Annotated in this window: 14 protein-coding genes and 1 tRNA gene; 14 read left to right on the forward strand and 1 reads right to left on the reverse strand. The window is 65.2% G+C overall.

Features of this window, described 5'->3' with window-relative positions; all coding sequences use genetic code 11:
* The first annotated feature begins 35 nt into the window (after positions 1 to 35).
* The 5 genes from NLM15_RS21955 to NLM15_RS21975 all read left to right on the forward strand — a co-directional run bounded on the left by NLM15_RS21955 (position 36) and on the right by NLM15_RS21975 (position 2,927).
* Positions 36 to 770, forward strand: a complete 735-nt coding sequence (locus tag NLM15_RS21955) for a tRNA-uridine aminocarboxypropyltransferase (protein ID WP_254119317.1) — start codon at positions 36 to 38, stop codon at positions 768 to 770.
* 198 nt (positions 771 to 968) lie between these two features.
* Complete coding sequence (locus NLM15_RS21960) at positions 969 to 1,685, forward strand: ABC transporter permease (protein ID WP_254119319.1); 717 nt, start codon at positions 969 to 971, stop codon at positions 1,683 to 1,685.
* A gap of 7 nt (positions 1,686 to 1,692) precedes the next feature.
* Complete coding sequence (locus NLM15_RS21965; RefSeq protein WP_254119321.1) at positions 1,693 to 2,454, forward strand: ABC transporter ATP-binding protein; 762 nt, start codon at positions 1,693 to 1,695, stop codon at positions 2,452 to 2,454.
* 58 nt (positions 2,455 to 2,512) lie between these two features.
* Positions 2,513 to 2,586: transfer RNA gene (locus NLM15_RS21970), tRNA-Cys, on the forward strand.
* A 194-nt stretch (positions 2,587 to 2,780) separates the two neighbouring features.
* On the forward strand, positions 2,781 to 2,927 hold the full coding sequence (locus NLM15_RS21975; protein ID WP_254119323.1) for a hypothetical protein: 147 nt from the start codon (positions 2,781 to 2,783) through the stop codon (positions 2,925 to 2,927).
* A 94-nt stretch (positions 2,928 to 3,021) separates the two neighbouring features.
* On the opposite strand, the gene NLM15_RS21980 is transcribed toward NLM15_RS21975, so the two are convergent.
* On the reverse strand, positions 3,022 to 3,216 hold the full coding sequence (locus NLM15_RS21980; RefSeq protein WP_254119324.1) for a hypothetical protein: 195 nt from the start codon (positions 3,214 to 3,216) through the stop codon (positions 3,022 to 3,024).
* A gap of 274 nt (positions 3,217 to 3,490) precedes the next feature.
* On the opposite strand from NLM15_RS21980, the gene NLM15_RS21985 reads away from it, so the two are divergent.
* The 9 genes from NLM15_RS21985 to NLM15_RS22025 all read left to right on the forward strand — a co-directional run bounded on the left by NLM15_RS21985 (position 3,491) and on the right by NLM15_RS22025 (position 14,727).
* The gene (locus tag NLM15_RS21985; RefSeq protein WP_254119326.1) at positions 3,491 to 3,754 is read left to right on the forward strand and encodes a hypothetical protein; all 264 of its coding nucleotides are present in this window, start codon (positions 3,491 to 3,493) and stop codon (positions 3,752 to 3,754) included.
* A gap of 463 nt (positions 3,755 to 4,217) precedes the next feature.
* Positions 4,218 to 5,099, forward strand: coding sequence for an ABC transporter substrate-binding protein (locus NLM15_RS21990; protein WP_375166855.1), 882 nt, complete (start codon positions 4,218 to 4,220; stop codon positions 5,097 to 5,099).
* The gene (locus NLM15_RS21995) at positions 5,099 to 6,721 is read left to right on the forward strand and encodes an amino acid ABC transporter permease/ATP-binding protein (RefSeq protein ID WP_254119330.1); all 1,623 of its coding nucleotides are present in this window, start codon (positions 5,099 to 5,101) and stop codon (positions 6,719 to 6,721) included. The genes NLM15_RS21990 and NLM15_RS21995 overlap by 1 nt, the downstream gene beginning before the upstream one ends.
* A gap of 49 nt (positions 6,722 to 6,770) precedes the next feature.
* Entirely contained in the window at positions 6,771 to 8,012 is a 1,242-nt protein-coding gene (locus NLM15_RS22000; RefSeq protein ID WP_254119331.1) for an acetamidase/formamidase family protein, read from the forward strand.
* Positions 8,013 to 8,146: 134 nt separating this feature from the next.
* Positions 8,147 to 10,480: an acetamidase/formamidase family protein gene (locus NLM15_RS22005; protein ID WP_254119333.1), complete on the forward strand. Its 2,334-nt coding sequence runs from the start codon at positions 8,147 to 8,149 to the stop codon at positions 10,478 to 10,480.
* Between the two features lie 15 nt (positions 10,481 to 10,495).
* Entirely contained in the window at positions 10,496 to 10,879 is a 384-nt protein-coding gene (locus NLM15_RS22010) for a RidA family protein (protein ID WP_254119335.1), read from the forward strand.
* 296 nt (positions 10,880 to 11,175) lie between these two features.
* Positions 11,176 to 12,339 carry a PspA/IM30 family protein gene (locus tag NLM15_RS22015; protein ID WP_254119337.1) on the forward strand — a complete coding sequence of 388 codons (1,164 nt, stop codon included), beginning with the start codon at positions 11,176 to 11,178 and terminating at the stop codon, positions 12,337 to 12,339.
* A gap of 10 nt (positions 12,340 to 12,349) precedes the next feature.
* Positions 12,350 to 13,009: an OB-fold-containig protein gene (locus NLM15_RS22020; RefSeq protein WP_254119339.1), complete on the forward strand. Its 660-nt coding sequence runs from the start codon at positions 12,350 to 12,352 to the stop codon at positions 13,007 to 13,009.
* Between the two features lie 23 nt (positions 13,010 to 13,032).
* Complete coding sequence (locus NLM15_RS22025; RefSeq protein ID WP_254119341.1) at positions 13,033 to 14,727, forward strand: flotillin family protein; 1,695 nt, start codon at positions 13,033 to 13,035, stop codon at positions 14,725 to 14,727.
* Positions 14,728 to 14,916: the final 189 nt, after the last annotated feature.

Consider the following 14,916-nt stretch of genomic DNA (forward strand, 5'->3'; position numbering starts at 1 on the left):
TGTTGAACGCCTGCGCAAAGCGTATAGCGGCGGCCATGTCGAACCAAACCGCCGCCGCGCCGGCCGAACCGATCCCCGAATGTCCGCACTGCCAGAAGCCGATGCCGCTGTGCATCTGCGACAGCGTCACGCCGATTGAAAACCGGCTCTCGCTCCTGATCCTGCAGCATCCGCAGGAGCAGGACAGGGCGCTCGGCACCGCGCGGCTGCTGGCGAAGCATTTCGAAGATGCCACGGTGCGGGTCGGCCTGTCCTGGCCGAGCCTGTCCAAGGCGCTGGGGCACCCGGTCGAGAACGCCTCGCACTGGGCCGTGCTCTATCTCGGCTCGGCACGCGCCGCCGATCTCGAAGCCGAGGGCGAGATCCTGGCGCTCAACCGCAAGGGCGAGGTCGCGGACAACCAGCGCGCGCTCCTCGGCAAGCTCGAAGGCGTGGTGCTGCTCGACGGCACCTGGAGCCAGGCCAAGGCGCTGTGGTGGCGCAATCCCTGGATGCTGAAATGCCAGCGCGTCATCCTCAACCCGGCGCACCCCTCGCGCTACGGTCGCCTGCGCAAGGAGCCGCGCAAGGACGGGCTGTCGACCATCGAGGCGGCCGCAACGATCCTGGCCCGTCTTGAGAAGCGCCCCGACATCGCGGAGACGCTGAACGCCAGCTTTGAACGGCTGTTGACACGCTACCGCGAGGTGCAGGCCGAGATGCCGGAATTGGCGCCGAAACCGGCTCCGAAGGGCCGCCGGCGCGACTTCCGGCGCGGCAAGCGAGCCTGACTTCGGCCCACATCATCCGTACGGTTGATTGCTCCGTGCAAGGCGGCCGGATAGACACCATCGGCCGGTGAGCTGTGGTCTGCTATCCTGCCACGGCATCGGAAAGCCGGAAGCGGAAGGGGCAGTCGAATTCAGTTCGCGGCGAAGGAAATCCTTGCACAGGCGGCGCGGCCCGATCGATGGGGCACGCTCGCGCTGATGGACATTTCGCTGCGCTACCGGCGCACCGTGATCGGCCCGCTCTGGATCACGCTGACCCTCGCAGCGACCATCGCCAGCGTCGGCACGGTCTACGCCGCACTGTTCAAGCAGGACATCGCCGGCTTCCTGCCGCACTTTGCCGTCGGCCTGATCGTCTGGACCCTGATCGCAACGACGCTCCAGGAGGGCTCCAACATCTTCGTGGCGTCGGGCCATTTGATCAAGGCAGTGCCGGCGCCGCTGATCGTGCATGTGCTGCAAATGATCGCGCGCAACGTCCTCATCTTCGCGCATCATCTGGTGATCGTCGTGCTGATCTATGTCGTGATGCCGTGGCCGCTGCATGGGAGCATGCTGCTGGCGGTGCCCGGCTTTGCGATCCTGCTCGTCGTCCTGCTCGGCGGCTCGGTCGCTCTCGGCATGCTCTGCGCGCGCTTTCGCGACATCGGCTCGGCGATCGTCAGCGGCCTGCAATTCGTCTTCTTCCTGACGCCGATCATCTGGACCGAGGACGCCGTGCGCGGCACCGCGTTCCAGTGGCTGATCCGCGCCAATCCGTTCGCGACGCTGCTCGATCTCGTGCGCAGGCCGCTATTGTCGCAACCGACCGATCCGGAGCAATGGCTGCTCGGGATCATCTATGCCACTGTCGTGGCCGTCATCGGCCTCGGCTGTTACGCGAGATATCGCCATCGCGTGGCGTATTGGCTGTGAGGCACGCATGAGCCTTGCTGCCCACATCGTCCTGCGCAACGTCTCCGTGACTTTCCCGGTGCTGTCGTTCCGCGACCGCTCGCTGCGCAGCCGCTTCGTCAGCGCCGTGACGCTGCGCCGGACGGCGGCGGTGCCGCACATCGTCACCGCGCTCAACGACGTCAGCCTCGACATCCGCGCCGGCGACCGCGTCGCCATCGTGGGCGCCAATGGCGCCGGCAAGACCACGTTGCTGCGGGTTCTGGCCGGCATCTATCATCCGACCGCGGGCAGCGTGGATGTGCTCGGCCGCTGCCTGTCGCTGTTCGACCTGTCGGCCGGCTTCGACGAGGAGGCGACCGGCTACGAGAACATCATGCGGCGCGGGCTCGTGATCGGCGCGCGGCGTTCCGAGATCGACGCGCGCCGCGCCGAGATCGCCGGGTTCACCGGGCTCGGCGACCGGCTCGATTTGCCGCTGCGCACCTATTCCAGCGGCATGATGCTGCGCCTGATCTTTGCGGTCGCAACCGCCGTCGAGGGCGAGATCGTGCTGCTGGACGAATGGATCGGCGTCGGCGACCAGCAATTCCGCAAGAAGGCGCGGCAGCGGCTCGACGAGATCGTCGCGCGCGCCGGCATTCTGGTGCTGGCCTCGCACGACATCGAGCTGATCCAGAGCACCTGCAACCGTGCGATCCTGCTGGAGGAGGGGCGGATCGCCGCGGTTGGCGCGACCGACGCGATTCTTGCGAAATATCTCGTAGGCCCCGGCGGTGCGAAGGCGTAAACGCCCGGTCGCGGGGTTGCCTAACCCATTGATCCCCTATATTGGTCCGCCCTTACGGGGCCACGTGGCGGAGTGGTTACGCAACGGTCTGCAAAACCGTGTACACCAGTTCAATTCTGGTCGTGGCCTCCATCAACAAGCTTCTGAATTTCCAACATAAATTCGATTGCAGCGCGGGCTCCACGGAGCGCCGTCAGCGAGGTCTGCCGCCCCTTCCACACCGGGTTTGCCCGGGGCTTGGCGGCAACCCGCGATTCAGGCCCGCTGGCATAGAGTTCGCATCAGCGAAGTGATGCAATCCCCAACGATCGAGCGCTGGAGAGCACGTGAGCGAAATCGTCCGATTTGTCCCGAAATCCGAGCTGGAGCGGGCTCGCCTCATTCGTGAGGCCCGCGCGATCTATGACAGCATCTTCCCGCCGGCCGCGCCCGACAGGGCGCCGCAGGACGGTGAGGATCGCGTCAAGACGTGATCGCGATGCGCCGGAGTTCGGCGCAGGGGCAATAGCAAGGCCCTATGGCAAAACGCCCGCGAGGCGGGCGCTTGGGTTTGCGGTGAAAGTGGCCTCAGCAGGCCGCGTACCAACCGTCCGGAAACGGCAGGAGGGGCCAGGCGCCCTCATTGTCATTGGCGGCCTTGGGCGTTGCGGCGTACGACCACGAGCGGGGCACGAATTCCTCCTCCGGCAAGGGCGCGAAGTCTTCATTGACCATGGCGTCCCGGACGGCATCTAGCAGCAAGTTGAATTCGGCTTCGCTCATCGCACCCTCGCAGAACGCGGATGGCGCAATGTCGCAAAGCCGGTTTGTTACCCGATTGAGCGGATCGTTCGCATTTTAACGATCCGGCGATCGGGTCCCGTTTGGTTAGCGATTTCTAAAAAAGTCCCCCGGAAATCCCCTCGGGAACCTATGGTCCCGCTGGCCGGCCCCAATGTGAAAGAGATCACATTCCCCGCGATTTATTTCTCCTACCCCTTTGACCAGCACCGGCCAGCAAGGGCCGGGGGCGGGCAGGGCAAACAGGAGGCTGGTCATGAAGGCGAGGTTCTTGCGGTTTGCGGGTGTGACGAGCCGGGCGCGCCGCGCCTCGACGGTCGGGCTGTTCCTGGCCCTGTTTGCGACCGCCGCCAACGCCCAGCAGGGAACGCCGGAGCAGCGCCGGGCCTGCACGCCCGACGTCTACCGGCTCTGCGCCGGCGAGATTCCCAACGTCCGCGCCATCACGGCCTGCCTACGGCGTAACCGGCCAAGCTTGAGCGAGGCTTGCCGCACCGTGTTCGACCAGGCCGGCGGCTGACATACCGGACCTGTGGGTTTGTGCGCAGCAAGTGGCTCGTGCGGGCTCGCGAATCCGGCATAGTCGGCCTGTGGATATGCTGCGGACAGGCTGTGGAGTGCTGTGGATACCGGCCGCAGATGCGGCGGCCTAGCGTCGTATCTCCGTCAGCAAGCGTCATATCTCTGTCAAATCACGACACCAGGTGATTCTCGGATCGCGCAGATTGCCGCGAGAGACGAGACTATTTGGTTCTCCCGAATTCGGATTCCCGCACCGGCTGCACTCCGTGCCACGAACAGTTTTTGTGCAGCCGCTTGCCCAAATCGCGGGCCCCCTCCATCCAATTTTTTGTACGCCCGCGGACAAGCTTTCCCCGACGCACTCCACCTAGGCTCGCTCCCGAGATCTGGAGCATGGCCCATGCCATGGCAATCAAAGGAGCGGGACGATGGAGAGACGGGTATTGCCCCAGGCGCGGGGGATGTCGCGCGCGTTGCCATGGCGCAAGGTCGCGCTCGGCGCCACCGTTGCTTTCGGCTTCGTCGCCGCAGCACCGCTGAGCGCACAGGCCGCAGCGCCTGCGACCTGTGCCGCGCTCCAGGACAAATATCCGGACTGGAAGGGCAAGACCCTCGTCAACGCCATCAACCCGCACACGCCGGGCTATGAGACCATCGATCCGAAGGATCCCAGTAAATATATCGGCTTCGATATCGATCTCGGCGAAGCCATCGGCGAATGCCTCGGCTTCAAGCTGACCTACAAGCCGGTGACGTTCGCGGCTCTCCTGACCACGCTCGCCGCGGGACAAGCCGACATCGTCATCTCCGACATCTACGCCACCAAGGAGCGCGCCAAGGCCGCCGACTTCATCACCTATTCGAAGGTGTTCGACGGCGTGCTGGTCGCCAAGGGCAATCCGAAAGGCATCAACGGCATCAACATGTCGATGTGCGGCACGGCGGCCGCCGAGAACACCGGCTATGTCGAGGTGCCGCTGATCCAAGCGCTGATCCCGGAGTGCAAGAAGGCCGGCAAGCCCGAGCCGACCATCCAGCTCTACGACAACAACGCCAACTGCATCCAGGCGATCCTCGCCGGCCGCGCCGACACCTACATCAACGACGTCAACACCGTCGACAGCGCCGTGAAGGCCTATCCGGACAAGCTGGAGAAGGCGATCGCCGTGACGATCCCGTATTCGGTCGGCATCGCCGTTCCCAAAGACAAGCCGAAATTCCGCGATGCCGTGATGGCCGCGCTGATCGAGGTGCAGAAGGCCGGCACGCACATGGAGCTTCTGAAGAAGCACGGGCTCGATGTGAACAACTTCAAGGAGCCCGACATTCTGACGGCTGACTGATGTCGCTGTTCCTCCACTATTTGAGCATGCCGTATCTGCTCGAGGGCATCGAGCTCACCCTCGAGGTGACCGCCCTCGGGCTCGGCGGCGGATTGATCCTCGGATTGATCCTTGCCGGCATGCAGCTCTCGCGCTTCTGGCTCCTGGCGGCGATCGCCAGGGCCTATACCGTGATCTTCCGCGGCACGCCGCTGATCCTCCAGATGGTGTTCGCCTACGACGCGCTGCCGCATATCGGCATCAAGCTGCCGGCCGTGCTGGCGGCCGGTCTCGCGCTCGCCTGCAACGAGGCGCCGTTCATCGCGGAGATGCTGCGCGCCGGCGTGCTCGGCGTCGACCGCGGGCAGGTCACGGCCGGCCAGGCGCTCGGCATGACGCCCCGGATCCTGATGTGGCGGGTGATCGCGCCGCAGGCGATCCGCACCATGATCCCGGCCTTCGGCAACGAGGCCGTCAGCGCGCTGAAGAATTCCTCGCTCGCGTCCGTCGTCGCGGTCCAGGAGCTGACCTTGCGCTCGACCCAGCTGGCGTCATCGACCTTCGACTTCTTCTCGATCTTCTTCGCCTCGGGCCTGCTCTATCTCGTGCTGACTTTCGCCATCAGCATCATTCAGCTGTTCGTCGAATGGCTGCTCGATCTTGATCGCGCCAAGGGCCGCCAGCGCAAGCTCTCGGATTATCTGCCCTGGCGCCGCGTCGACCTCGGCACAAAGCTCGAACTTGCCGAGGTGACGGCGAATGATCCGGAGCCAGTGCAGGCGGAGCCTGTTGCAACGCCGCCGCCAGCCCTAACGCGTGAGGAGCGTGCCCGCCGGGCCGCGACGATCGCGCGCAACAACATCGCGGTCGAAACGAAGGACCTCACCAAGAGCTACGGCCCGCAAAAGGTACTCGACGACCTCAACCTGACGGTGCGCGTCGGCGAGGTGGTCGCGCTGCTCGGTCCCAGCGGCTCCGGCAAGAGCACGCTGCTCCGCTGCATCAACCATCTCGAAACCTGGGAGTCCGGCGCCGTGCGCGTCGGCGGACGACGCCTCGGCTTTGGCGAGCACGGCAAGCCGCTATCGCCCCGCGACCTCGCCAATGAGCGCGCCAGCGTCGGCGTCGGCATGGTGTTCCAGCAGTTCAATCTGTTCGCTCATCTCTCGGCGCGGGAGAACATCGCCGGTCCCTTGCGCTGGGTCCACGGCATGCCCCGCATCGATGCCGACCGCCGCGCCACCGAGCTACTCGATCGTGTCGGGCTGTCGCATCGCGCCGACGCGCTGCCGCGGCACCTCTCAGGCGGCCAGCAGCAGCGCGTCGCCATCGCCCGCGCGCTGGCGCCGAACCCGAGCGTGCTGCTGCTGGACGAGCCGACCTCGGCGCTTGATCCCGAGCTGGTCAACGAGGTGCTGGAGGTGATCCGGCGTCTCGCGATCGACGACGGCCTCACCATGATCATCTCGACGCATCAGATCCGCTTCGCCGATGAAGTGGCCGACCGCGTCGCATTCCTGAGCGGCGGCGCGATCATCGAGGAGGGGCCGGCGCACGAGGTGCTCTCCAATCCACGCAATCCGCTGACGGCACGTTTCCTCAGCGTGATGGAAGCCGACAAGACTCCGGAGGCGGTGCGATGAGCACTGTCTCCACCAGGTTCAAGACCGCGTTCCCCGAAAAGGCCATCTCATGAAGCATTTCACGCTGCCGGTTTCGCCAAAGACCGTTCACTGGGGCTACTTCTCCAAGAAGGTGGCTCCGGCCCTGACGCTGCGCTCCGGGGATCGCGCCACCATCGAGACGCTCACCCATCACGCCAACGACGATTACGAACGCATGATCCAGGGCGATCCCGGTGCCGAGAGCGTGTTCCAGTGGACCCGCGAACACAAGGCGGTTGCGCGGCGCGGCTCGGGCCCGACGGAAGGTCCTTTCATCCGCGGCGCAGGTGAGGGGGTCGGCGTGCATCTCCTCACCGGTCCCGTGGCGATCGAGGGCGCCGAGCCCGGCGACATTCTCGAAGTGCGCATCCTCGACGTCCGGCCGCGGCCGAGCTGCAGTGCCTGCCATGCCGGCCGCTGCTTCGGCTCGAACGTCGCGGCGAACTGGGGCTTTCACTATCACGATCTGATCGAGGAGCCGAAGCCGCGCGAGGTCGTCACCATCTTCGAACTCGACACCTCGGGCGAGCCCTATGCGAAGGCGGTCTACAATTACGTCTGGACGCCGCAGACCGACCCCGACGGCATCGTGCATCCGACCATCGATTATCCCGGCGTCCGCGTCGATCACGCCTCCATCAGGAAGCGCGAGAACATTCTCGCAAGCGTCAAGGTGCCGGCGCGTCTGCATTTCGGCACCATGGGGCTCGCGCCTTCCGAGGCCGACTTCGTCAGCTCGATCCCGCCGAGCTATACCGGCGGCAACATCGACGACTGGCGTATCGGCAAGGGCGCGCGGATGTTCTATCCGGTCGCGGTTCCCGGCGCCTATTTCTCGGTCGGCGATCCCCATGCCGCGCAAGGCGACAGCGAGCTCGGCGGCACCGCGATCGAAACCTCGCTGACCGGCGATTTCGAGTTCATCCTGCACAAGAAAGCCGACCTCGCCGGCACCAATCTGGAGGGCCTCGACCATCCGATGCTGGAGACCGATCAGGCCTGGTCGTTCTACGGCTTCACCTATCCGAACTACCTCGCCGCGCTCGGGGCCGACGCACAAACCGAGATTGCCAACCACTCGAGCCTCGACCGTGCGATGCGCGATGCGTTCAGAAAGCTCCGGCGGTTCCTGATGACCGTGCACGGCCTCAGCGAGGACGAGGCGATCTCGCTGCTGTCGGTAGGCGCCGATTTCGGCGTCACCCAGGTGGTCGACGCCAACTGGGGCGTCCACGGCACGATCCGCAAGAACATTTTTCGGTGCGACTAATGCATTGATGCGTATTTGATATTCGGGATGAACGCGTGAAGGAGACCCCGCATCTGCAGCCCGTCGCTGCGACGGATGACTGCGTGCGTCTGGCACAGAGGTTGCTTCGATCGACCGCAATCTGGGTTGATCCGATGAGCTTCCGTCCCTTCACGAGCGAGTCCTACGCGCAAGACGACCGCCCCGAAGCCTGGCGGGACGTGCTGGCTGCGGTCGGCCTGCAACCGGCTGGCGGCCATTCCTTCTTTGACGGCCATGCGACGGCATCGCATCGCCACGCCGCGGGCGTTGCGCTGACGCGCATGGCCGCAGGCGCGCAAACCGTTGGCCCTCGTGCGCACGGGAATGAAGACCTTCCAATCGCGCTGATGCCGGTAGAGGACGGCATGGTGCTCAAGAGCGCCGGCGGCCATCGCATCGTTCCTGTCGGCCATCTCGTGCTGCTGCCGCGCAGCGGCGACTGGAGCATCGTGTTCCAGCGCGACATGCGCGCAATCGTGCTGTCAGTCACCTCGGAAGCGCTGCACGGACGCCTCTCGGGGAAGCCGCGCCTCGGTGAGCCCCGCGTCGTTTCGCCGAGTGGTTTTGCCGACGTGTTCGCGCGCCTGCTCGATGCGACCGCGCGCACGCTGGACAGCTTGAGCGACGCCGAATGGGATTCGATCGCACAGTCGCTGGTTGATCTGTTCCTGACGCTTGCACATCAACTGGCGGCCTCGGCTTCCGATGCCGGATCGAGCGCGACGCAGGCCGCGCTGCTGCACCGGATCTGCCAGACCATCGAGCGCCGCCTCGACGATCCCGATCTGGTGCCGGCGCGCGTCGCGCAGGCTGAAGGGATCTCCGAGCGCTACCTGCAAAAGCTGTTCGAGACGGTCGGCGACAACTTTACTCACTACGTTCGCGAGCGGCGGCTTCAGCGGGCCTGGGCCGATCTGTCCAATCCGACCGAGGCACATCGCTCGATCTCCGAAATCGCCTATGCCTACGGCTTTGGCGATTCCGCGCATTTCAGCCGTGCCTTCCGCCATCGCTTCGGCCTGCCGCCGCGCGAGTTTCGCCAGCAGGAGGCGGAGCGGGCGACCGCGCAGCATGGCATCGCCGGCCAGCGCGGCTGGCCGCAGGAGGCGCTGGCACAGCTTCGCGCGCACCAGACAGGTACGGAAGCACGCGGCGCCGTCACGCGCGCCGACGCAGAAGGACCGGCAACAGCAGAACGCCGGCACCATCACCTCCCGGTCGAGGCCAGCCGCGTGCATTGGGGCTATTTCAGCCGCTCATTGCCGCCGCAGATCGAGATCGCCTCGGGCGACACCATCACCATCGAAACGCTGACACAGCACGCCTCCGACGCTCCGGACTTGATGATCGCTGGCGATGCCGGCGCGGAAAGCGTGTTCGGCTGGAGCAGGGACAAGAAGAACGTTGATCGCCGTGGCGCAGGGCCAATGGATGCCAGCGTGTTCGGCCGTGGTGCAGGCGAGGGGTTTGGCGTTCACATCTGCACGGGGCCCGTGGCGGTGAAGGATGCCCAGCCCGGGGACGTGCTGGAGGTCCGCATCCTCGACATCGTGCCGCGCGCAAGCCGCAATCCGAACCATGCGGGCCGTGTGTTCGGCTCATCGGTCGCGGCCTGGTGGGGTTATCACTACAACGAGTTTCTCGGCGGTCCGAAGCCGCGCGAGATCGTCACGATCTACGAGATTTTTGACGCCCCCGAAGAGCCCCACGCCCGCGCGCTGTATTCCTACCGCTGGGAGCCACAGACCGATCCGTTCGGCGTCGTGCACACCACCTACGACTATCCCGGCGTTCCCGTCGCGCCTGCGACAGTGAAGCGCCGGCATGCCGTGCTCGACGGCGTCCGTATTCCGCTGCGGCCGCATTTCGGCGTCATCGCGGTCGCGCCGCGCGAGGTCGATTTCGTCGACTCCGTGCCGCCATCCTATTTCGGCGGTAATCTCGACAATTGGCGGCTGGGGAAGGGGTCCACCGTCTATCTTCCGGTCTCGGTGCCCGGCGCGCTGCTGTCGGTCGGCGACTCCCATGCCACCCAGGGCGACGGCGAGCTCAGCGGCACCGCGATCGAATGCTCGATGACCGGCACGTTCGAAGTCATCCTGCACAAGAAGGCCGATCTCGCCGGCCGGCCGTTTGCCGATCTATCCTATCCCCTGATCGAGACCGAGACCGACTGGGTGCTGACCGGCTTCAGCCACCCCAACTACCTCGCCGAGTTCGGCGCGCAGGGCCAGAGCGAGGTCTACGCAAAATCCTCGCTCGACCTCGCCATGAAGGACGCGTTCCGCAAGATGCGGCGCTTCCTGATGAACGTGAGGGGCCTCAGCGAGGACGAGGCCATCGCGCTGATGTCCGCCGCCGTCGATTTCGGCGTCACCCAGGTCGTCGACGGCAATTGGGGCGTCCACGCCATCCTCAGCAAGCGCCTGTTTCAGGACGCGACCTAAACAAGGACACATCTCGTGAAATTCCACATGATCAGCGGCGGCCCGAAGCCGGTCGCGCCCTTCAGCCACGCCGTCGAGACCGACGGCTTCGTCTTCGTCACCGGCCAGATGCCGGATACGCCGCAAACGCCGGGCGTGCTGCCTGAGGGCATCGTGGCGCAGACGCAAGCCGTAATGGAGAATTTGAAAGTGGTTCTCGCTGGTCTCGATCTCGGCCTCGATCACGTCGTGATGACACGCATCTATCTGACGCGTTTCAAGGAAGACTACGCCGCGATGAACGAGACCTACCGCAGCTTCTTTCCACCGGACCGCCTGCCGGCCCGCACCTGCGTCGGCGTCACCGGGCTCGCCTACGACGCGCTGATCGAGATCGATCTGGTGTGCCGGCGGCCATGAGAGCAGCGTAGCGCGGATTAGCGCAGCGTAATCCGCCACGTCCTCGCCGCGGAGGTGAATGCGGCGGATTACGCCTTCGGCCAATCCGCCCTACGGCCCCTCATGTTCCCATGTCGGCGCGAACTTTCCGTAAAATTGCAACCCGCGCGTGCAAGAAATCTTGATCGGCGGTCATCTAGAGGTAATGGCGCGCCTTGAACGCGGCCCCGGGCGACAGCGACTAATCTCCAGAGTGCACAAGGATCAGTGGAACGTGATCGAACTTCCCCTTCCTAAAGCACCAAAATGGTGCTTTAGTGCTTTCCATGAGCCCGTCGCCCCGAAACGCGCCATCTGCGCTGCGTTACAGGCTTGCCCCTGATCCGGCCGCCAAGGCCGCGCTGGAGGCGACGTTCCAGGCCTATGACCGCATGATGGAGATCCTGGACGAGGTCGCACGGAGCCATAATGTCGGCTCCAACGTCGTCCTGCTCCATGCCCATGCCTATGACCCAATCCGCAAACAGACCGCGCTGCCGTCGCGGCTGGTAACGCTGGGCCTGCGCGACCGCGCCGATTATCGCGCCGCGCAAGGACGCCGCCTGCCGCTCGACGACAAGCTCGCCAAGATCAAGGGCCCCGCCACCATTTCGATTGCGACGGTGCAGGGGCGCTTCAGCGTGTCGTTCGACTACGCCGGCTATGCCGAGGGCTGGGGGCAGAGCGCACCCGCGCACCTCATCCGCACCGACGACGGCTTCGAAGTTCACTACGGCGTCACGCCGAACAGTCTGCCAGAGGAGGAGAACGCTATGGATACCATCGCTGCCGCCCCCGACAATTTCCTGTCACGGGTCGGGCGCCTGATCGCCGGGATTGCCTATGACGCGATCGAGCAGGCGGAAGGCAAGAACAAGCTCAAAGTGGTCGGCCAAGCCATCCGCGAGATCGAACGCGCGGAAAGCGAAGCGCGCGACGCGCTCGCGGCCGCACGTGCCGAGGAATACCGTCTCAACGCGCGTCGCACCGAGATCGAACGCGAGATGACCGATCTTGCTCCCAAGATCGAGGGCGCGATCGCCGATAACCGCGACGATCTCGCGCGCGCCGGCATCGCGCGGCAGATGGATCTGGAGGCGCAGTTCGAGGTGCTCTCCCGCGCCATCGACGAGAACAACGAGAAGATCGAGCAATGCGTGACATCGCTGCGTGCGGTGCTGTCGGCGCTCCAGGACGCCGAGCAGCGCCGCGCCGATCTCGAAAAGAGCGAAGCACAGGCGAGCCATCAGGCCGTGACGTCGCCCCTGAAATCGGGCGGCAGCTCGGCGGCGGCGAAGGCGCTGCGCGCGGGCAGGGCGGTGGCGCGCGCCACCGGCGTGCCTCCGGGCATCCCGTATTCGAGCGACATCGACGAGCTCAGCACGCTCCATCGCGACAAGGAGATTGCGGCGAGGCTCGCGCGGCTGAAGTCGCGCTCCTGAGTGCCGTGTCATGAGCGCTCTGCTCGAACACGTCATGATGCCGGAGGTCAGGCCGTTCGCGATCGCGGCGGCCATGATCCTCATCGTCGGCTCGATCGAGGTGGTCTCGATGCTGGTCGGCGCTTCGCTGAGCGAGATGCTCGGCACCAACATCGATTTCGGTCACCCCAGCGATAATGGCGTGATCAATGCTATCTCCTGGATCAATGTCGGCGGCGTGCCGCTGTTGATCTTCCTGCTGCTGCTGCTCGGCGCCTTCTCCATCACCGGCTTCCTGATCCAGGACATCGCGCGGATGGTGGCTGGTCCCTTGCCGACGACGCTCGCCTCGGTCGGGGCGGTCGCCGCCTCGATTCCGCTGGTCCGCGGCGCGAGCCGGGCGATCGCGCGGGTCATCCCCAAGGATGAAAGCTACGCCGTCGGCCTCGGCGATCTCGTGGGCCGCGTCGGCGAGGTCGTCATCGGTCCACTCGATCAGGGGCCGCCCGGCCGCGTCAGCGTCGCCGACATTCACGGCAACCGCCATTTCGTCTGGGCGGTCGCCGCACCATCGTCATCGCCCCTGCCGCAGGGAACGATGGTCCTGCTGGTCGATCGCGCCGACACCCGCTTCGTGGCGGTGAAGGCCGACGATGAACTCAAGCCGTCCAAACCACCTCTAAGCAGCTAGCAAGCCATTTATTGGAGAAAGTCATGTTCGACATCGCAGTCCCGGCCATGATCGGCGTCGCGCTGATCGTCGTCCTCGGGATCGTCTTTACCATCCTCTACAAGCGCGCGACCCGCGACGAGGCCTTCGTCCGCACCGGCCTTGGCGGCAAGAAGGTCGTGCTCGACGGCGGCGCCATGATCCTGCCGATCTTCCACTCCTATGCCAGCGTCAATCTGAAGACGCTGCGCCTCACCGTCGAGCGCAAGGAGCGGGAGTCCCTGATCACCAAGGACCGCCTGCGCGTCGACATCGTCGCCGAATTCTACGTGCGCGTCCGCCCCGACGATGAGAGCATCGCGCTGGCGAGCCAGACGCTGGGGGCGTTGACCAACGACGCCGAGGCGCTGCGCAACCAGGTCGAAGCAAAGTTCGTCGACGGCCTGCGCTCGGTGGCGGCGACCATGAGCATCCTCGAGCTTCAGGAGAAGCGCTCGGACTTCGTCAAGCACGTGCAGGCCACGGTCGAGTCCGATGTGAAGTCGAACGGGCTCGAGCTTGAATCGGTGTCGCTGACCAAGCTGGACCAGACCGACGTCAAGTTCTTCAACCCCGAAAACTTCTTCGACGCCGAAGGTCTCACTCAATTGAAGACCGTCACCGAGACCCGTCGGCGCGACCGCAACGCCATCGTGCGCGACAACGAGGTGGCCATCGCGCAGAAGGACCTCGAGGCGCGGCAGCAGACGCTCGGGATCGAGCGGACCAAGAAGGAGGCCGAGCTCTCCCAAGAGCGCGACATCGCCAACAAGACCGCGAGCACCCGGGCCGAGGTCGCAACCGCAACCCAGACCGCGCGCCTGACCGAAGAGAACGCACGCATCGATACCGATCGTGCCGTTGCCGAGAAGGAGGCCGGCGCCAAGCAGGTCAAGGAAACGGCAGTCATCGAATCGGATCTGGCGATCAACAAGCGCAAGACCGATGCCCAGCGCGAGATCCAGATCGCCACGCAGGAGAACGAGATCCAGATCGCGTCCAAGAGCAAGCAGACCTCGGAGGCCGTCGCCGAGGCCAAGACGGCCGAAGCGCTTGCCGTCTCCGCTGAGGAAAAGGTGGTGACGGCGCGCGCCGTCGAGGTCGCCGACCGCGCCCGTCTCACCCAGGTGCTCGCCGCGCGTACCGAGGCCGAGCGCAAATCGACCGAGCTGATCGTCGCGGCCGAAGCCGAGAAGAAGGCGTCGCTCGATCGCGCCGAGGCGGTCAAGACGCTGGCCACCGCGGAGGCCGAGTCTAACAAGATCAAGGCGGTCGGCGTCAGGAATATCGGTGAAGCGGAAGCTGCCGTCATCACCATGAAGAACGAAGCGCAGAACAAGCTCGGCAGCAACGTCATCGATTTCGAGATCGCCAAGAAGCGGATCGAGACGATGCCGTCGGCGCTGGCCGAGATGGTGAAGCCGATCGCCAACCTCAAGGACGTCCGCATCCTGCACACCGGCGGCGCATTTGGCGGTAACGGCGCGGGCGGAGGCAATGTCGGCTTCGGTGAAGGGCTCGCAGGCGAGCTGCTGAAGGTGCACGCGCTGCGTCCCATGATCGACGAGATCCTGCGCCAGAGCGGTTTTGCGCCCGGCGATGATCCCGTGAAGGCGCTGGTCGGCGCCGTGACGGGCAAGAGCAACGGTGCCGCGATGCCCGCGCCCGTGGCGGAGAAAACAAACTCCGCCGATCTATGAATGCCCATTCATTGCTGCGGAGAAATCGAATCGATATGAACTGGCTCGTTGCGCGTCTCGCGTCGTGCAACGAGCCGGAGTGCGGATCGATGGCGTGTTGAACCTCTCGATCTCGCTCCGGATGAATTCCTGGGGCAACGTCATTTGTTGCCGCGGCGCCTGCGCCGATCGACGTCAGGCGCTTGAAGC

Origin of the sequence: Bradyrhizobium sp. CCGB20 (genome assembly GCF_024199855.1) — a bacterium.
Taxonomy (GTDB): domain Bacteria; phylum Pseudomonadota; class Alphaproteobacteria; order Rhizobiales; family Xanthobacteraceae; genus Bradyrhizobium.